Genomic DNA, 19726 nt, shown 5'->3' on the forward strand with positions numbered 1-19726 from the left:
CCTGTGTGCTCAGCCGAGGTGGACAACGGTACCGAGCCCCTCCTCCCGGGCCTTCGCGGAGACCGCCGCGTACAGCGCGACATCGAGGACTCCCATGCCGAACGGGTTCAGCACCACGTACGGCGACGCGACCCCGTCCGCGCTGTGCCGTCCCGTGAGGATCCCGCCCAGCGTGCCGTCGAGGGGACGTGCGGACCCGGCGGAACCGGGGCGTCCGAACATGCCTTCCGCCATCAGGCGGCCCAGCGGCCGGCGCGGGTTGTCGGCGACCAGGTCCACGTCGTCGACGTACACCGCCGCCGCGTCGCGGAACGCCGCGTCCGTCAGGTCGCCGAGGGAGACGTTGATCAGCAACGCGCTCGGCGACGCCCAGTCCGGCTCGACGTAACCCACGTCCATCGTGGTCGTGAACACGGCGATCTCGGCCGCGGACACCGCTTCCCGCGCGGTCGGGCAGACCTGCGCCGAAATCCCCGGCAGGGTGGCGGCCAAGGCCCGCGCGGCCTCCGGGGACCGGTCGTACAGCATGATCTTCCGCACTGACGGCAGCCGTTCGGTGAGCAGCGCCGCGTGCATCCGGCCCTGCGCGCCGCATCCGACGACGGCCAGCGAAACCGCGCCGCCGTACCCGAGCGCGTCCACCCCCACCGCGCTCACCGCCGCCGTCCGGACCGCGCTCAGCAGACCGGCCTCCAGGATCGTGGTGATACGGGCGGTCTCCGCGTCGAAGCACAGGCCGATCCCGCCCGCGCGTTCCAGCCCGCGGGCGGGGTTCGACACGCTGGCGTTGATGATCTTCATGCCGTACGACGACCGCACCGCGCCCGGCATCCCGATCGACCGGGTGTAGGCGCCTTGCGAGTTCTCCCAGCGCAAGTACGCCTCGGCGGGCAGGAGACCGACGCCGCGGTCGTGGTCGGCCAGGGTTTCGCGGACGACGTCGACCGGGTCGAGGTTCGTCAGGCATTTTCGGACCTCTTCGCGGGACAGCATCGTCACCTCGCCCGCACCGGACAGGCCGCTGTCGGCCACGTCGAACCAGCTCATGCCAGGTCCTCTCCGCCACACCACTCGAGCGCGGCCATCGCGCTGTACAGCTTGTTCTCCGCCTGGGCGAAGGCGATGGACCGCGGCCCGTCGAGCACGTCGGCCGTGACCTCCTCGCCCCGGTGCGCGGGCAGGTCGTGCAGGAACACCGCGTCCGGGCTGGTCCGCCACAGGTCCGCCGTCACCTGGAACGGCGCGAACACCGTGCGCCAATCGGGATCCGGTTTGGCCGTTCCCGTGGTCTGCCATCGGGTGGTGTAGACGATGTCGACGCCGCCGGGCAGATCGTGGACATCGTGTCGCTCCACAAGGGACGAACCATGGCGGGCGGCGTGCTTGCCCGCGCGCTCCAGGACGTCCGGGTCGACGCCGTAGCCCGGCGGGGTGCGAAGGTGCAGTTCGGTGCCGGGGAACCGGCTCAGCGCCAGCGCCAAGGCCGCCGCCGTGTTGTTGCCCTCGCCGACGTACAGCATGCGGACGCCGTCGACGCGGCCGAAACGCTGGACGATCGTCGTCAGGTCCGCCAGCGCCTGGGTCGGATGCTCGTCGGCGCTCATCGCGTTGACGACCGCCATCCGGTCCTGCGCCGCGATGGCCCGCAGCTCCGCCGGATCGGCCGCGGTGCGCGCCACCAGGAAGTCCAGCATCGACGACAGCACCCGTCCGGTGTCCTCGATCGACTCCCCGGTGTTGGTCTGCAGATCGTTCGGGCCGTACGCGATGATCCGGGCGCCCAGCCGCAGCGCGCCCGCGGAGAACGCGGTGCGCGTGCGGGTGGAGGTCTTGCGGAAGTGGATGCCGACGACCGCACCGTCCAAAGTGGAGTATGTCGCGCGCGGCCGTTCCGCCAGGCTGACGGCACGGCGGACGATGGCGCGCAGGTCGTCGTCGGTCAGGTCGTCGAGTGAGATGAGGTGACGCAAGGGAAGGCTCCTCAGGAGATGGTGGCCAGGGCGCGGGCGGTCACGTCAGGCACTTCGCCGAAGTGACCGCGGACCCACGCGTCGGAGTAGATGGTGTCGAGATAGCGGTTGCCGTCGTCGGGGAAGACGAGCACGCACCGGGAGCCGGGCGGGATGCGGTCGCGCAGCTTCGCGAGCGCGGCCACGGTCGCGCCGGAGGAACCGCCCGCGAGGATGGCTTCGCGCGCGACGAGCGTCCGGCAGGCCCGCACGCATTCGAGATCGGTCACGTGCACGACCTCGGCCACCGCGGACGTGTCGACCAGCGGCGGCCGCCGTCCGGCGCCGTGGCCCGGGATCCGGCGTTCTTCCGTCGGCACGTGGAAGATCGCGCTGCCCGCGGCGTCGACCGCGATCAGTTTCGTGCTCAGCCCTTCGCGCCGGATGTGGTCGGCGCAGCCGCGCATCGTGCCGCCGGTGCTGACCGCGCAGAACAGATAGTCGACGCGGCCGTCGAGCGCGTCCGCGATCTCGCGCATCGTGTGCTCGTGCGCCGCCGGGTTGAGCGGATTCGCGTACTGATCGGGCCAGAACGCGTCCGGCAGCAGCGCGAGGAGCTCCCGCACCCGGGCGATCCGGGCGCCGAGCAGGTCGCCGTCCAGCGGGGCGGTGACGACCTCGACCGTGGCGCCGTAGGCCCGCAGCAGCGCGAGGGTCTGCGCGGTCGTACGGGTGTCGACAACACACACCAGGTCGAGCCCGAAATATGCGCACATCTGGGCGAGGCCGACGCCGAGATTGCCCGACGTGGACTCGACGACCACCGATCTGCCCGGCACGAGCCTGCCGGAGCCGATCTCGCCGCGCAGCATGTTCAGCGCGGTCCGGTCCTTCACGCTGCCGCCGGGATTGAACTTCTCCAGCTTCGCGAACACCCGGGAACCCGCCAGTGGGACGACCCGGTCCAGGGCGACCAAGGGAGTGTTCCCGATCGTGGCGAGCACACCGCCGATTTCAGCCGTGCTCAACGGACACCTGCTCTCTCCTTGCCCCCAGTGGTGGCGCGGCGACGTTCCCGCCGGAGACGACGGCGACCGTCGCCCTTCCCGACGACCCGGCGCGCCCGGTCAGATGGGCGGCGGTCGCCACCGCACCGCTCGGCTCGGCGACCACGCCGAACCGGTCGAACAAGAACGCCTGCGCGGCGACGATGCTCTCCTCGTCGACCGTGACGACGTCGTCCACGAGCGTCTTGACGTGCTCCCACGCCAGCTCGCCGAGCACCGGGGCACGCAAGCCGTCGGCGATCGTCCGGTAGGTCCGCGAGACCGGCCAGCGCGCCAGGCGGCCGGTGCGGAACGAGTCGGCCGCGTCGGCGGCGAGTTCGGGCTCCACGCCGACGACCCGCGTCCCCGGCGAGTACGCCTTGACCGCGACGGCGACGCCCGCGAGCAGGCCGCCGTTGCAGACCGGGACCAGGACGGTGCCCGCGTCCGGCAGATCCGTGACGATCTCCGCGCCGACCGTGCCGTGGCCGGCGATCACCGCGAAATCGGCCGACGTGATCAGCGTGGCACCGGTGCGGGCCAGCAGTTCGGCCGTCGCGGATTCCCGTTCACCCGGTGGCACGACGACCACCTCGGCACCGAGCGCGCGGACCGCGTCGACCTTCAACGCGGGCGCCGTTTCGGGCAGCACCACCGTGGCCTTCACCCCTTGGCGGGCCGCGGCGTAGGCGACCGCGCGGCCGTGATTGCCGGACGACTGGGCCAGCACGTGGCCCGTCAACCCGTCGACCGCGTTGAGCGCGCCACGGACCTTGAACGAACCGGTCCGCTGCCGGTTCTCCGGTTTGATCCACAGTCCGTCGACCGGCCCGAGTACGGGGGTGCGGCGCACGGAGTACCGGATCCGGTCGGCCGCCCGCGCGACGTCGTCCCCGGTCACCAGGCGCGTCATCGGGCCACCGCCCGGTCGGCGAGCGCCTGGACACGGTCGAGGTCGGCGTCGACCTCGGTGGGCGGGGCGGCGTCCGGCAGGAGGTCCTCGATGTCCCGCAGCCGCCGGTACCGCAGCCCGAGCACACCCCAGACGACCAGGACGATCCCGGAGAACACCATCAGCGCGGCGACCCCGGCGTGGGCATCGTTGGCCGTGACCGGATCCAGCGCGCCGATCCCGCGGGCGAGCGGACCGAACCAGTCGGACAGCGCACCGGCGGTGAGGAACCCGAGCGGCGACATGGCCGTGGCCAGCATGACGTTGATGGCGAGCACCCGGCCCTGCAGATGCTGGCCCACCTTCGTCTGGATGATCGACAGCCAGTGCGCGTTGCCGATGCTCATACAGGCCAGCCGGATGAACAGGCCCGCGGCGATGACCAGAGCCGACGGCCAGATCCCCATCAGCAGCACCCCGAGACCGGAGCCGATGACGAACCCGATCATCCCGGTGGCGCGGCGTTTCGTTCCGCCCCACCAGATCACCACCACGGCTCCCACCGCGGCACCGACACCACCGGCGGCGCTGACGAACCCGAGCTCGCCGGGACTCCCGATCGACAGCACCAGCGGCGTGATGACCACCCACATCAGCGCGGTGAAGTAGTTGACCACGGCGAAATAGCCGACCATCGCCAACAGGGGTTTGCGACGCAGCACGAACAGGAAGCCGCCGGTGAGGGCCTTGCGGAACGGCTCCTGGCGGGTGAAAAAGAGCCGGTCTGGGAAGCGCACGGCCAGGAGTGTCACCACGCCGACGGCGAACGTGGCGGCGTCGACCACGACGACCGAGGTGAGACCGGACAGTCCCATGAGGACACCGCCGAGGATCGGTCCGAGCACGGTACCGAGCCCGATCCCGATATCGGCCAGCGCGTTCGCCTGCGGCAGGTACGGCTTCGGCACCAGCTGGGCGATCGCGGCGAGGTACGCGGGCCGGTGGAACGCCGACGCCAGCGACGTCACCCCGACGATCACGCAGACCGTCGGCAGGTCCAGCCGCCCCAGCGCGACGAGGACGGCGAGCGCGACCATCGCCGCCCCGCTCACCAGATCGCAGGCCAGCATGATCCGTCGGCGGTCGAACCGGTCGGCCAGCGCGCCGCCGACCGGGGTCAGCAGCATGCTCGGCAGCCGGGCCAGGAGCACCACGAGCGCGAGGTCGAACACCCGACCGCTGCGTTGGTAGGCCCAGACACCGAGTGCGAACGAGCTGAGTTCGTTGCCGATCATCGACATCGCCTGGCCACCGGCGACGGTGTAGAACGCGCGCAACCCGCGGCGGCCGTCGGCCACCGGGACGTCGTTCACCCGCGGCGGCAGTTCCCCTGCGGCCCACTGGGTAAGCCGCGTCCGCAAGATGCCGGCGACCTCCGCAGCCTGGTGGCGAAGGAAGTAGTGGCCCGCCTTCGGGAGGACGGCGAGATCGACGCGGTCGGCGAAGGCACCCCACTCCCGGTGGCGTTCCCGATACAGCTCGGTCGCCGGATCGCTCGCTCCGACCACGCACAGGATCGGCGCGGACAGCCGGGTCTCGGTACCGAGTTCGCGGCCGAACCAGGCCTGCGCCTGCGCGGCGTCGTGCCGCAGGCCCCGCAGCATCGCGGTGCTCGCCTTCTCGTCCATGTCGTCGAGGAGGCCGCCGCCCGCGCGGAGCGTGTCTCGGTAGAGCCGGTCGGACACCCACCGCTCGCGCGGGAACTTCCGTTGCAGCCAGGCGGAAAGACGGCCAGGCAGGCGGGCGGCCGGGAAGCTGCCCGCGACGACCACGCCCAGGACGGTCCGGCCGTCGGCCTCCAGCCGCGCGGCCAGCGCCGTGGCGACCGCCGAACCGACGCAATGCCCGTACACCGCGACGGGCCCGGTGACCGTCCGGCTGATCTCGTCCGCGAGGGCGGCCACGATCTCGTCGATCGTGCCGAACTCCTCGTCCGGGCGGGCGACGTCGTGGCCGGGCAGTTCGACCGCGCGGACGTCGACGCCGTCCAGCTCGTTGGCCAGGGGCTGGAACACCGCGGCCGAGGCACCGCCGTACGGCACGCAGATCAATGTCGCCTCCGCCGCGCCCGCCCGCGCCGGGGAAAGACGGTGGAGCATGCCGCCGGTCTCCTCGCCCGCGTCGAGGTAGGCGGCCAGTTCGCGGACGGTCGGGCGCAGGAACAGGTCGATGACGCGCAACCGCTCGTCGAGCAACCGCACCGCGCGCACCGCGGTGAACGAATGCCCGCCGAGCGCGAAGAAGTCGTCGTCGACGCCGACCTCGGGCACCTCGAGCACCTGCGCCCACACCTGGGCGACCCGCTGTTCGGACGGTGTCGCCGGGACGCCGCCTCCTCGCTTCGCTGCGGCGGGGACGGCCGTTTCGCCGGGGACGACCGTGATGCCGATCGTGGAGTCCACATCGGACAGAAGAACTTCGAGCAGATCTTGGAAGTCCGCGACGATCCGTTCTGCGGTCGAGGAGTCGAAGAGATCGGTCCGGTAGGCGAGTTCGCCCGAGTAGGTGTCGCCGACGTTGACCAGCGCCATGCTGAGGTCGAATTTCACGCGTTCGGTGGCCGAGGGCAGCGGCGTGACGTCGAGGCCGGGGATGACCGGCTCCGGCGCGGGCTGGTCGAGGACGTTGAGCAGCACTTGGAACAACGGCGTCGCGGACATCGTTCGGTCCGGTCTGAGCCGCTCGATGATCGCTTCCAATGGCGTTTCCGCGTGCGCGAACGCGCCGAGCACGGTCTCCCGGACCCGGTCGAGGAGTTCGCGCACGGTCGGGTCGCCACCCAGATCGGTGCGGAGCACGAGCGTGTTGACGAAGCAGCCGACAGTGGCTTCGACGCCCGAGTGATGGCGTCCGGCCTCCGGCACGCCGATGGCGACGTCGTCGGCGCCCGCGAGCCTGCCGAGCAGGACCTGCCAGCCGGCGAGCAGCACCATGAACGGGGTCGTGCCCGTCTCGCCGGCGACACGGCGGAGCGTCGCGGTGAGACCGGCGGGCAGCGTGTAGCGGACGTGCCCGCCGGACCAGGCGGCCACCGGCGGCCGGGGCCGGTCGGTGGGCAGGGTGAGCAGGGGCGGAAGCCCGGCGAGGCGCTCGCACCACCAGTCGAGGTCTTCCGGACGTTGCCGCGTGGCCTGCCAGACCGCGTAATCCGCGTACTGCACGGGAACCGGGTTCTGTACCCGGCCGCTGTAGGCGGCCGCGAGGTCGGTGCCGATGATGCCCCGTGACCAGTTGTCGGTGGCGATGTGGTGGATGGTGATCGCCAGGACGTGGTCGTCCTCGGCGACACGGAACAGCTTCGCCCGCCATGGTGGCTCACGGTCGAGCGCGAAGGGCCGTTCCACCTCGGCCTGATACGCGGCCATGGCGTCATCCGTATCCACAATGGACAGTTCGATCACGTCCGGGGGCAGCGGAACGGCCATCGGGGTGCCGTCGCGGTCTTCGATCACGCTGCGCAGCACCACATGCCTGGCCGCGACCTCGCGCACCGCGCGGGCCAGGGCGTCGGTGTCCAGTTCGCCGCGCAGGCGCAGCACGATGTCCCTGTTGTAGGCGGATCCGGGCTCCAGCAGATCGAGGAACCACAGCCGGGCCTGCGCGGAAGACAGCGGAGCAGGCGCCTCGGGATCGGGGCGCACGGGGATCGGCGCGCCGCCGGACACCCCGCCGGTGTCGGCCTCCAGCACCGCGGCCAGATCCGCGAGCACCGGATACTCGAACAGCGTCCGCACCGACACCTCCCGGAGCAGCGCCTCGCCGAGCCGTCCGGCGACCCGGACCGCGGCGAACGAATGGCCGCCCACGGCGAAGAAGTCGTCGTCCGCGCCGACGTCGGACCGGTCGAGGACCTCCGTCCAGACGCGGGCGACCAGCCGTTCCGCCGGGGTGGCGATCGGGCGGCGCACCGCCGGGGCGGGCGCGGAGGCCTGAGGGAGCGCGGCGCGGTCGATCTTGCCGTTGGCGTTGAGCGGCAAGCGTTCCAGCACGGTCAGCGAGGCGGGCACCATGTAGTCCGGCAGGCGTTCGCGCAGTGTCCGGCGCACGGTCGCCACGTCGAGCCCCGGCCCGACGAGCCACGCGGCCAGACGCCGGTCGAGGCCGTCACCGACCGGCAGCACGACGGCCTCGGCCACTCCGTCGACGTCCCGCAGCGCCGCGGTGACCTCACCCAGCTCGACCCGGTGGCCGCGCACCTTCACCTGGTCGTCGGCCCGGCCACCGAACTGCACAGTGCCGTCGGCGCGCACACGCAGCAGATCCCCGCTGCGGAAGCACCGGACCCCCGCGCCGAGCGGATCCGGCCTGAACCTGTCGGCGGTCTGGGTGTCGTCGCCGAGATAGCCCCGCGTGATCTGCGGTCCGCCGATCACCAGCTCGCCGGTCATCCCGGGCGGCACCACCGCACCGGTGCGGTCGACGAGGTAGCCGACCACGCCGGGCAGCGGGGTGCCGAGCGGTACGTATCCGGTGCGTTCGTGCGGTGGGACGGTCGCCACGTCGCACGTCATCGAGATCATCGTGCTTTCGGTGTGCCCGTAGTGGCTCTGCACCCGCAGCCCCGGACGGGCCGCTTCGGCACGTTCGACCAGCGACCACGGGCAGGCCTCGCCCGCCAGGATGAGCAACGCACGCGGCAGCACCGAGGCCAGATCCCCATGCCGGGCAAGGAGTTCCAGGTGACTGGGCACGCATTTGAGCACGTCGACCGGATGCCCGGCCAGGTAGCGGGCGAAGGATTCCGGGTCCATCGCGGTGTCCCGCTCGACCAGATGCACCGTGCCGCCGGTGGTCAGCGCGCCATAGACGCAGGTGAGGCCGAAGTCGGCCGCCGGGGTGGAGACCACGGCGAACGACGCGCCCGCCACGTCGCCGAGCCGGGGCAGCATGCCCGACAGGTAGTGCGCGACGTTGCGGTGCTCGACCGCGACACCCTTAGGAGCGCCGGTCGAACCGGACGTGAAGATGACGTGGATCAGGTCGTGCCCCGCGACCGGGACGTCCGGCCTGGTGCTGGGCTGGGCGGCGACGGCGTCGTCGATGGTCAGGACGGTGACATCGGGAACGGTGATGTCGAGGCCGGGTTCGGCGAGCAGGATCCGGGCCTTCGCGGTGGCGAGGATGGCCGCCACACGCGACGGCGGGTAGGTGGTGTCCATCGGCAGATACGCGCCACCCGCTTTCATGATGCCCAGCACCGCGACCGCGACATCGGTGCCCTGCTCCAGCAACATCCCGACCGGCTCGTCAGCGCGCACGCCCAGTTCACGCAGCCGGTGCGCGAGCCGGTTGGCCCGCTCGTCGAGCTGCCGGTAGGTCAGCGAACCGGTCCCGCCGACCACCGCGACCGCGTCCGGGACGCGGTCGACGGTCCGCTCGATGAGCACGTGCACCGGCGGGTATTCGGTGGTCTCCGGCGCGGGCCCGGCGAGAACGGGGCCGGTCACCGTTTCGAGGGGGACTGCGGCGACCGGCCGGTCGAGGTCGGCGGTGACGCCGTCGAGGAGCGCGACGAACCACCGGGTGATCCGTTCGGCCGTGCCGGGATCGAACAGGTCCGTGCGGAAGGACAGACCGCCGCGGTAGGCACCGTCCACTCGGGACAGTGCGAGATTCAGATCGAACTTGACGCCGCGCACCGGCGCCGGGAGCACCCGAGCGTCGAGCCCGGGCCACTCGGGCGTGCCCGGCGGGTCGTCGAGGACGTTGAGCATGACCTGGAAGATCGGTGAGGCGTCGAGGCTCCGCTTGGGCGCGAGCCGTTCGACGATGCGCTCGAAGGGCACGTCCGGGTGCGAGAAGGCGTCGAGCACGGTGTCGCGGACGGCGGCGAGCAGGGTGCGGCCGGTGGTGACGCCGGAGAGATCCGTGCGCAGCACGAGGGTGTCGACGAAACAGCCGACGACCCGTTCCGATCCGGGCTGCCGTCGTCCCGATTCCGGGACACCGACCGCGACGTCGTCCGTGCCCGCGAGACGTCCGAGCAGTGCCTGCCAGCAGGCGAGAAGGACGGCGAAGGGCGTGCAGCCGGTCTCCCTGGCGACGTCCTGGATCCGGTCGGTGAGCCCCTGCGGGATCTCGACGGGCACCTCGGCGCCTTCGCCGGAGGCGACGACGGGACGCGGCCGGTCGACGGGCAGTTCCAGCACCCCCGTCCCCGCGAGCTGCCGACACCACCAGGCCAGATCGTCCTCATGCGGCAGGGGAGGCGTGAAGTCCGCGTACTGGCGGTCCGGCGGTTCAGGTGCGTTACGGAGGCCGAGCCGGGCGGCATAGCAGGCGGCGAGATCTTCGAGCACGACGTCGACCGAGGCGGCGTCCATGGCGATGTGGTGGAAGGTCAGTTCCAGCAGGTGACGGTCTTCCGCGGCCGGGAAGAGCGTGGCCCGCATGGGCGGCTCGTCGGCGAGCGCGAAAGGCCGGTCGGTTCCCGTGCCGAGGACGTCCACAGTGGACACAGGGATCTCGTCGGCGGACCGGGGAACGGCGCGGGGTTCGCCGTCGATCTCCCGATGGAGACTGCGGAGGACGACGTGCCGCCGTGCGACGTCCCGGACGGCGGCGAGAAGCGCCGTGGTGTCGACGGGTCCGGTGAGTTCGAGGGTGACGGGGATGTTGTAGGCGTGCCCGTCGGGTTCGAAGCGGGCGAGGAACCACAGCCGGGCTTGCGCGGGGGAGAGCGGCGTGGGGCGCTCAGTGGTGTCGCCGCGCAAGGCGGCTGCGGCGCGCTGCGCGAGAAGGCTGGAAAGGTGCGGTGCCGCGGTCATGTGGTGCCTTTGGTCGATGGTCATGCCGTGCCGCCCGTGGGCACGGATTCGAGGGCCGTCATGGCCATGGCGTTCAGTGCCTTGGCGAACTCGCGCAAGACCGGGTGCTCCAGCACGCTCCCCGCCGGGATCGGGAAACCGAGCGCCGCCGACAGGCGGTCCGCCACCTGGGCGGCCTTCGCCGGATCGCCGCCGAGTGACGGGAAGTCGTCCAGCGCGCCGACCCGGTCGTGGCCCAGTGTCTGGGCCCAGACGACCGCCACCAGTTCTTCGACCGGACCCGCCGGTTCCGCGCGCAGGCCGCCCAGCTGGGCGGTGAAGTCCGACAGCACCGGGTGGTCGAACAGCGTCCGCACGGTGACCCGGTGGACCGCCCGCTCACGCAGCGTCCCCACCACCCGCGTCGCCGCCAGGGACCGGCCGCCGAGGGCGAAGAAATCGCTGTCCGGGCCGATCTCGCCGACGTCCAGGCAGGATCGCCAGACCTCGGCGACCACTTCCTCGTCCGCTGAGAGCGGGGCCGCCGCGGCGGTCGTGGCGGACGGCACCGGAGGCAACCCGCGCCGGTCGAGCTTCCCGTTGGGCAGCAACGGAAGCGCGTCGAGCGTCAGCCAGCGGCTCGGCACCATGTATCCCGGCAGCAGCCGTCCGACGTGTCGCTGGGCGGCCGACGGGTCGGCCGACGCCGGCGTGAGGTAGCCGGCCAGGTGGGCGTCGACGCCGTCCGCGATCACCGCGACCGCCGCGTCGTCCACATCGGACAGTGACCGCAGGGCGGCCTCGATCTCGCCGAGCTCGAAGCGGTTGCCGCGCACCTTCACCTGGTCGTCGGCGCGACCGAGGAACTCCAGCGTGCCCTCCGGCCGCCACCGGACGAGGTCGCCCGTCCGGTACCAGCGGCCGTCCTCCTCGGTGACGAACGCGGCAGGCTCCGGGTGCCCGCGGTAGCCGCGCGCGACGCCGCTCCCACCGATCCACAGCTCGCCGATCGCGCCTGCCGGGACAGGCCTGCCGCCGACGTCGCGTACGGACAGGCGGGCGCCGGGCGTCGGTTCGCCGATCGGCACCCAGGTGTCGCCGGGCGTGACCCGGTGCGCGGTCGCCGCGACTGTCGCCTCCGTCGGGCCGTACCCGTTCCACAGCTCGCTCACCAGCGGCAACACCCGTGCGGCGAGGTCGGGATCGAGTGCCTCACCGCCGAGCAGCAGCCGCAAGGACGGGTCGCCCGGCCAGTCCGCCGCGAGCAGCATCCGCAGGCTCGTCGGCGTCAAATCCGCGATGGTGACGCCGTTTTCTGCGATCCACCGGGCGAGTTGGTGGCCGTCGACAGCCTGGTCGCGGTCGGCGATCACACACCGCGCGCCCGAGGCGAGCGGCCACCACAGTTCTTCGACGGAGACGTCGAACGCCAAGGGCGCGATCGCCGCCATGGTGTCGCCCGGCGCCATGCCGTGCGACACCTGACGAGACTGGACGAAGGCGTGCAGGTTCGCGTGCGTCACCTCGACGCCCTTCGGCCGCCCGGTCGAGCCGGACGTGTAGAGCACGTAGGCCAGCGAGTCACCGCTCGGCACGACCAGCTCCGCCTCGGCGTCAGGGACCGAATCGGCGTCGAGCACCGTGCCAGGCAAGGCGATGTCGCGCGTGCTGCCGCGCGTGAGGACGACGTTCACACCCGCCTCGGTGACGAGCTGGGCGAGCCGGGCGGGTGGCAGGTCGGGGTCCAGCGGCAGATACCCGGCGCCTGCCCGCCATACGGCCAGCAGCATCGCGGGGAGCAGTTCGTCGCGGGGCAGGCACACCCCGACCGCGTCCCCTCGCCGGACGCCCGCCGCGACCAGGGCGCGGGCGACCCGGTCGGCACGCGCGACCAGCTCGCGATAGGTCAGCGTCGACACCGCGAGCGCGTCCGGGACGCGTGCGGCGTGGCGCAGGACCGCGTCCGGGACGCTGATCGCTTCGGACGGCGGTAGCGGGGCGCCGGTGCCCCATTCCGTGAGCTTCGCGCGTTCTTCGTCGCCGATCAGGTCCAAAGTAGACAATTCGGCGTCCGGAGTGGACAGTGCGGACCGCAGGATGTGCAACAGAGACCGGGTGAACCACTGCGCACGGGCGGGAGAGAGCAGCGCCGGATCGTGCTCGAGGATCAGCTCACCACCATCGACGTGCTCGTTCACGAAGACCGTCAGCGGGGCGTGGCTGCCGCCGGTGGGCAGTTCGCCGAGCAGGTCCAGCCGGGTGCCCGGCCCGTGGACCGACACCGGCAGCCCGGCGGGCTGCACCGAAAGCGACACCGGGGCGAGCGGCATCCCCGCCGGACGGTCGCCGCCCCAGAGTTCGGTGAGCTCGCCCGACGACAGGCCGCGGTGGTCGATGGCCCGCACGGTGGTCGTCATGGCGGTGCGCAGCAGGTCGCGGAACGAACCGGCCGGATCCGGGCGCAGCCGGACGGGAAGCACGTCCACCAGCGGGCCGACCGTATGGGCGAGATCGGCGGAATCCCGCCGCGCCGCGGCCGTCCCGAGGAGGACGTCCGAGCCGTTCACCAGCGAACCGGTCAGCACACCCAGTGCGGACAGGTAGACCGCGAAGGGCGTGACCCCGGAGGCCGAGGCGAGCCGGTCCACCGCCGCGCGCAGGGTTTCGGGCAGGGGAACGGTCACCCGCTCGCCGAGGAACCGCTGTGTTCCGGGGGCGGGCCGGTCGAAGAGCGCGTCGGGCGGGACCGCTCCGGCCAGTTCGGCCGCCCAGTACCGCGTCAGCCGGTCGTCCCGCTCGAGTGCCTGTTCGCGGAGGGCGACGTCGCCGATCTGCGCCCCCGGCTCCGGCGCGTCCGCACCCGCCAGACCGGTCATGAGCTCGCCGATCGAGACACCGTCGGTGGCGATGTGGTCGGAAACGACGATCAGCTCGGTGACTTCGTCGGCGACCCGGAGCGCCGTGATCCGCAGCAACGGCGTTTCGGTGCGCAGATCGAACGCGTGCCGTGCCGCGGCCGATCCCTCGCCTGCCTGGAGGACGTCGAGAGGAACCCGGGCCGGGGGACCGATGACGAGCACCGGCTCGCCGTCGTGATCCTGGACGGTGCCGCGCAGTGCGTGGTGCCGGGCCACCAGCGCGTCCGCCGCGCTCTGGATCGCCTCGCGTGAAAACTGGCCATGGTGACGCAGGCGCCAGGCGGCCGTCGTGGCGGTGCCCGTCGGGCTGAGCTGGGCGAGGGTCCACAGGTCGCGTTGCGTGTGGGTGAGCGGGAAGACCTCGCGGCGCGGGTCGCTGACCGGTTCCGCCGCCGGTTCGACGACCGGGGCTTCGTCGAGCCGCCGCGCGACGGTGGCCACCGTGCCGTCGGTGAGGAAGTCCTCCAGGCTGATCATTCGGTGGGTCGTTTCGCGCAGCCGCGCCACCGCTCGCGCCGCGGCGAGCGAGTGACCGCCGGAGTCGGTGAACCGGTCGTGCACGCCGATGTCCGTCAGCCCGAAGGCCGCCGTGACGGCTTCGGCGACCAACCGTTCGGTGTCGGTGCGCGGAGCGACGAACTCGGCCGAGGCGTCGCGATCGAACACCCAGGCCGCCAAAGCCGCCCGGTCGGCCTTTCCGGTGGTGCCGAGCGGGATCGCGTCGAGTACGGCGATCCGGGAAGGGACGAGGTGTCCGGGCAGTCGTGCGCGCAGCCAGGCGAGCAGCGCGGCTTCGGTCGGCCGGTCGCCGTCCGGTTCGGCGAACCCGATCAGCCGTCGTTCCCCGGATTCGTCGGCCGGGGCGAGCACGACCGCGTTGCCGACCGCCGGATGGGTCAGCAGCACCGCCTGAACCTGGCCGGGTTCGACCCGGAACCCGCGGACCTTCACCTGATCGTCGACACGGCCCGCGAAGTGGTGGACGCCGTCCTGCCGCCGGACGAGATCACCGGTGCGGTAGTACCGGACGCCGTTCTCGGTCACGTACTTGCTCGCGGTGAGCTCGGGCCGTCCGAGGTAACCCCGGGTCACGAGCGCGCCGCTGACCCACAGCTCGCCGGTTTCGCCGTCACCGAGTGGACGGCCGTCCCGGTCGCGTACGGAGAATTCCGCGCCGGGCAGCGGGATCCCGATCGGCGGGTCGGTCCGTTCGTCGCGGCCGACCTCGTAGGACGAACAGTTGACGGTGGCCTCGGTCGGGCCGTAGCAGTTGACGATCCGCCGGACGCCGTCGTTGCGGTGGATCCGGTCGACGAGCGCGCGGCTCAGCGGTTCGCCGGCGATGGCGACGGTCCGCACCGAAGGCGGGAGCGGTGTGCGGGTCAGGACGGCGAGCACCGACGGGACGCCTTGCACGAACGTGACTTCGTCGCGAAGACCCGGCAGCGCCAGCAGGTTCTCGGCGAGGACGAGGCTGCCGCCGGTGACCAACGGCGGGAACAACTCCGCGACCGACGCGTCGAAACACACCGAGGCGGCGCCGAGCACGCCCCGCAGTTCGTCGTCGGAGTAGGTGGCGGCCGCCCAGCGCAGCAACGCGAGCACGTTGCGGTGTTCGACTTCGACGCCCTTGGGCCGTCCGGTCGAGCCGGACGTGTAGATCACGTAGGCGAGGTCCGAACCCGCGCCGGTGACGCCGGGGGACGTGGTGCGCGTGACGTCGATGTCCGCGACGGCGAGCACCGGTGCCGGTTCGTCCGCGCCGGGTTCGTCCACCACGACCAGCCGCAGCCCGGAGTCCTCGACGATCTCGGCGACCGCCGCACGCGGGGCGGCCGGGTCGAGCGGCACGTACGCGCAACCGGCCTTCAGTACCCCGAGCAGCACCGGCACCAGCCACTGTCCGCGACGCAGGCGCACGCCGACCAGGGCGCCGCACGACATCCCGCGTTCCAGCAGCGCGTGCGCCACGGCGTTCGCGGCCTCGTCCAGCTCCCGGTAGGTCGTCCGCCGGTCTCCGGCGACGACCGCCACGCGGTGCGGGGTCCGGCCCGCCTGGTCCTCGAACGCCTCGTGTACCCGGCCGGCCCTGCCCAGTTCTGCCCGCAACTCCGCCGAACTCCTTTACGCCCCAGTCGGTCCGAAGTGGACCTCGGCCGATTCAACTGGGGCCGGACCGGCACGGTCCATGAACAACCGACCGGAACTTCGACGCCGGAAGTTCCGGTCGGCGAACCGCGCTCACCAACCGGAACCGCGGGCACACGGACCGCGATCGAGCAGCGTGCTTGAACGACGATCACACGTGATTAGACGGCGATCATGCGTGATTGGGCGGCGATCATCGTGTTCGCCGCCCAATCACGCGAGTTCCGCTTCCAATCACGCGTGTGCGCTTTCTGATCACGTGTGATCGCTTATTGCTCAGCCCGAGATGCCCATGGCGTCGTACAGGGCCCGTGCGCGATGGCGGTACGGACGGGCCTTTTCGGTCTCGCCGGCGTCTTCGTAGGTCGCCGCGATGCCGTCCAGCGCCCGCGCTTCCTCGTGCTGCTCGCTGGTCAGCTGGGCGACGTCGCGGGCACGCAGGTAGTGCGCCAAAGCCGCCGCACGGTCGCCGCCTGCCCGGGCGTTGTCGCCCAAGCCGTTGTGCGCCAGTGTTTCCAGCGGGCGGATACCGGTCGCGGCGGCGATTTCGAGGGCCTTCTCCTCGTACTCGCGCCCGGTCACCGGGTCGCCGAGGTGCAGGTGCACCAGCCCGAGATACACGAGCGCGTAGCCCTCGGCCTCGCGGTGACCCGCCGCACGGCTCACGATCAGCGACCGGTCGAGGTGCTCGCGAGCCTCCTCGTAGCGGCCGAGCGCACGGTAGACGTCGCCGAGGTTGTGCAAGGAGATCGCGACGGCGGCGTTGTCGCCGATCCGCTCCGCGATGTCCAATCCCCGCTGATAGCTCCCCAGCGCGGCATCCAGCTCTCCCAAATGCTCGTGGACGAACCCGAGATTGCCGTAAGCCCGGCCTTCGTTGAGCGTGTCGCCGACCTCGCGGGCCAGTTCAACGGCCTCCCGGAGGTGCTGGGCCGCTTCCGGGTACCGGCCCAGTTGGGCGTACACCGTGCCCAACGTGGTGAGCGCGCGGGCGGTCGCCGTCCGGCTGCCCGGTACTTCGAGGCAGGCGGTGAGGCGCTCGACGGCTTCGTCGTATCGGCCGACGCGGGCGCAGATGGCGGCCACGTCGGTCAACGCCTGCTGTTCGCCGAACGGGTCCCCAGCCCGTCGTGCCTCGGCGAGCGCGAAGCCGTGCAGTGTGTGCAAGGCGTCGTAGTGGCCGTGGAGCCGCAGCGCCTGCCACAGCACGGTGGACAGGTCGCGGGCGTACGCGGTGCCGCCCGCGCCCGCGGACTCCTCGGCGATCGCGAGCAGCGTGGGCAGTTCGGTCGCCAGCCAGGAAGCCGCCTCCTCGGAACCCTCGAACGTCCGGACGCCGACCTCCGGGGTCAGGAGTGGTCGCCGGTTCGGGTCCCTCGCCGCGATCGCGTCCGCGGCGGCGGCCGCGCCGGACAGGTAATGCCCGGCGAGACGGCGCATCGCGGCCGGCCGCCGACGGTCGGCGAGGCTGCGCGCGTAGTCGCGGACCAGGTCGTGGAATTCGTGACGCCCGTCCACGCGGTGCTCCAGGAGATGCCCCGCCACCAGCGCCCGCAGCAGCCGCCGCGTCTCGGCCGCGTCGGCGTCCAGCAACACCTCCGCGGCGGTCGCGTCCCAGTGCTGCCCGGGGTGCAGACCCAGCAGCCGCAACGCACTCGCGACGTCGCCGGGCAGTGCTTCGTACGACCACGACAGCACCGCCGGAAGCGACGTCCTCGCCTCCTCGGTGGTGAACGCGTCGAGCCGGTCGCTCGTCGACCGCATCGCCGCGGCCACCTCCGCCAGGCCGCGGTCGTGCGCCAGCCGTTCGCCGACGATCCGCAGCGCGAGCGGCAGCCCGCTGCAGCCGGACACGACCTCGGCCAGCGCGGTCTCGTCGGCGCCGAGCCGGGCCTTGCCGGTGAACCGGCCGAGCAGCGCGACCGACTCGTGTTCGTCGAGCGGCGGCACGGTGACCCGGTGCGCGTCGTCGCTGACCGCCAGCCCCTGCAACGTCGAGCGGGTCGTCACGACCACGACGCAGCCGGCGTGCCCGGGCAGCAGCGGCCGGACCTGGTCCGCCGACCGCGCGTTGTCGAGGACGACGAGCACCGAACGCGTGGCCAGCACGCTGCGCAGCAATGCCGAACGGCCGTCGAGGTCCGTCGGCACCTCCGCACCCGGCACGCCGAACGCGCGCAGGAACGAATGCAGCACCTCGGCCGGGTCGGCAGGCGCGCCCGGGCCGTAGCCGCGCAGGTTCGCGAACAGCTGACCGTCCGGGAACTCCGCGCGGACCGACTGCGCCCAGTGCACGGCCAGCGACGTCTTGCCCACCCCGCCCATGCCTTCGAGGACGGTGACGACCACGGCCCGGTCACGGTGGGCGGCGAGGTCGTCGAGCATCGCGAGCTCGTCACGCCGTCCGGTGAACGACGTGCTGCCGGACGGCAGTTGGGCGGGCACGGAAGCCGAAGGAGGCGGACTGGCCGGCCGCGGAGCGGGGTCGGCGTCCGGCAGATAATGCCGCACGAATCCGGCGATCTGGTCGTTCCGCAGCCCCAGCCCGCGAGCCAGGGCCTCCAGCGACCGCCGCCGCGGCCGGGCGACGCGGCCGCGTTCGATGTTGCTGATCCCGCGCACCGTCAGCCCCGTGCGTTCCGCCAGCTCCTCCTGCGTCAGTCCGGCCACACGCCGCAATTCTCCGAGCAGGTTCGTCCCAGGCTGACCGTCCACTGCGGCAGGCTAGTCCGCTTTCACTGCGGGACAGGGGAAAACGGGCCGATCCGGCCGCCGCGTGACCGTCCGCAGCCGGTCCGGCACCGTCAGCCCGTGACTTTCGACGGATGCGCCGCCAAGGGTGTGACTTCGATGTCCATATAGGGAAACAACGGCAAACCGGACAAAAGCGTATGCAGCTCGTCGTGATCCGCGACGTCGAGGATCGAGAAGTTCGCGTATTCGCCCGCGATCCGCCAGATCTGCGGCCACTTCCCTTCGCGTTGCAGGCGCTGGCTGTACGCCTTTTCTCGCGCGATGATGTCGGTCCGTTCCGCCGGATCGAGGTCCGGCGGAAGGCGAACGTCCATGCGAACGTGGTAAAGCATCGATCACTCCAAAAAGGACATTCGGGTCAGGAACGTTCGGGGTCGAGGACGAAGCCGTACTCGATGGCCTCGCCGTCGCCCGACGGACGCGGGTCCAGCACCAGTTCCGGTTTGACCGCCGAAGCGATGTCGTCGTCGTTGTGCTCGTCGCCGGGGAAGTACAGCTGCGCGGTGAGCAGTTCGTGGCCGGGCGCGGAAACCTTGACGTGCAGATGCGCCGGACGCCACGCGTGCCAGCCCGCCGCGGCGATGAGCTTGCCGCAGGCGCCGTCGGTCGGGATCTGATACGGGGCGGGACGCACGGTGTGGATCTCGAACCGGCCGCCGTCATCGGCGGTGAAGCTCGCGCGCAGGTTCCACTCCGGGATGTTCGGCGCGAACTGGGAGTAGAAGCCGTCGGCGTCGGCGTGCCACAGCTCGACCTTCGCGCCCGCCAGCGCGGATCCGTCGGTCGAGGTGACCCGGCCGGTCCAGACGAGTGGCGTACCGGACTCGTCCTCACGCATCGGGACCGAACCGCGGGCTCCCTGCTCGGGCGCGTCGGGCACGTAGTACGGGCCTTCGATGGTGCCCTTGTTGCCCTCACGGTGCTCGGTCGCGACCTCTTCGACGACGTGCTCCACCCACACATCGAGGAACAGCGGCCACTCGCCGTCCTCGCCCACGCTGATCAGCCACGCTTTGAGCGCGTTGTACTCGTCGTAGGTGACCTTGTGCTTCCGGATCGTGCCGTGCACGGCCTCCAGCACCTCGCGAGCCAGCAGGCTGACCCGCTCCTTGGGCGTTCCGGCGACCCCGGCGAACTTGTCGCTCTTGAACCGTTCGGTCGCGTTGGCGCCGGACGCGGCCGCGGTGGCCGTCTCGTGGATGGCGGTCATGAA

At 71.8% G+C, this 19726-nt stretch carries 9 protein-coding genes; all 9 read right to left on the bottom strand.

Annotated elements, in window-relative coordinates; all coding sequences use genetic code 11:
• Positions 1-9 precede the first annotated feature (9 nt).
• On the bottom strand, positions 10-1047 hold the full coding sequence (locus AMK34_RS04385) for an ornithine cyclodeaminase family protein (protein ID WP_073843078.1): 1038 nt from the start codon (positions 1045-1047) through the stop codon (positions 10-12).
• A complete protein-coding gene (locus AMK34_RS04390; RefSeq protein ID WP_073843080.1) occupies positions 1044-1970 on the bottom strand; it encodes an ornithine carbamoyltransferase in 927 nt (308 codons plus the stop codon). The genes AMK34_RS04385 and AMK34_RS04390 overlap by 4 nt, the downstream gene beginning before the upstream one ends.
• A gap of 11 nt (positions 1971-1981) precedes the next feature.
• Positions 1982-2977: a 2,3-diaminopropionate biosynthesis protein SbnA gene (gene sbnA / locus AMK34_RS04395; protein WP_038513562.1), complete on the bottom strand. Its 996-nt coding sequence runs from the start codon at positions 2975-2977 to the stop codon at positions 1982-1984.
• Positions 2964-3908 (bottom strand): threonine ammonia-lyase, encoded by a 945-nt coding sequence (locus tag AMK34_RS04400; protein ID WP_073843082.1) that lies wholly within the window; start codon positions 3906-3908, stop codon positions 2964-2966. Before AMK34_RS04400 ends, sbnA begins: the two co-directional genes overlap by 14 nt.
• Entirely contained in the window at positions 3905-10738 is a 6834-nt protein-coding gene (locus tag AMK34_RS04405; protein WP_083649736.1) for a non-ribosomal peptide synthetase/MFS transporter, read from the bottom strand. The genes AMK34_RS04400 and AMK34_RS04405 overlap by 4 nt, the downstream gene beginning before the upstream one ends.
• Positions 10735-15720: a non-ribosomal peptide synthetase gene (locus AMK34_RS04410; protein WP_073843084.1), complete on the bottom strand. Its 4986-nt coding sequence runs from the start codon at positions 15718-15720 to the stop codon at positions 10735-10737. Before AMK34_RS04410 ends, AMK34_RS04405 begins: the two co-directional genes overlap by 4 nt.
• A 315-nt stretch (positions 15721-16035) precedes the next feature.
• Positions 16036-18474, bottom strand: coding sequence for an ATP-binding protein (locus AMK34_RS04415; RefSeq protein WP_073843086.1), 2439 nt, complete (start codon positions 18472-18474; stop codon positions 16036-16038).
• 89 nt (positions 18475-18563) lie between these two features.
• The gene (catC, locus tag AMK34_RS04420; RefSeq protein WP_037337899.1) at positions 18564-18845 is read right to left on the bottom strand and encodes a muconolactone Delta-isomerase; all 282 of its coding nucleotides are present in this window, start codon (positions 18843-18845) and stop codon (positions 18564-18566) included.
• A 26-nt stretch (positions 18846-18871) separates the two neighbouring features.
• Complete coding sequence (catA, locus tag AMK34_RS04425; protein ID WP_073843088.1) at positions 18872-19723, bottom strand: catechol 1,2-dioxygenase; 852 nt, start codon at positions 19721-19723, stop codon at positions 18872-18874.
• Between the last annotated feature and the right edge of the window lie 3 nt (positions 19724-19726).

Source organism: Amycolatopsis sp. CB00013, from assembly GCF_001905755.1.
Taxonomy (GTDB): Bacteria; Actinomycetota; Actinomycetes; order Mycobacteriales; family Pseudonocardiaceae; genus Amycolatopsis; species Amycolatopsis japonica.

What these genes read in the sequence shown, in the direction of transcription:
- AMK34_RS04385 (WP_073843078.1), bottom strand. Translation starts at nt 1,047, where the DNA reads ATGAGCTGGTTCGACGTGGCCGACAGCGGCCTGTCCGGTGCGGGCGAG.
- AMK34_RS04405 (WP_083649736.1), bottom strand. Translation starts at nt 10,738, where the DNA reads ATGACCATCGACCAAAGGCACCACATGACCGCGGCACCGCACCTTTCC.
- catC (WP_037337899.1), bottom strand. Translation starts at nt 18,845, where the DNA reads ATGCTTTACCACGTTCGCATGGACGTTCGCCTTCCGCCGGACCTCGAT.
- AMK34_RS04400 (WP_073843082.1), bottom strand. Translation starts at nt 3,908, where the DNA reads ATGACGCGCCTGGTGACCGGGGACGACGTCGCGCGGGCGGCCGACCGG.
- catA (WP_073843088.1), bottom strand. Translation starts at nt 19,723, where the DNA reads ATGACCGCCATCCACGAGACGGCCACCGCGGCCGCGTCCGGCGCCAAC.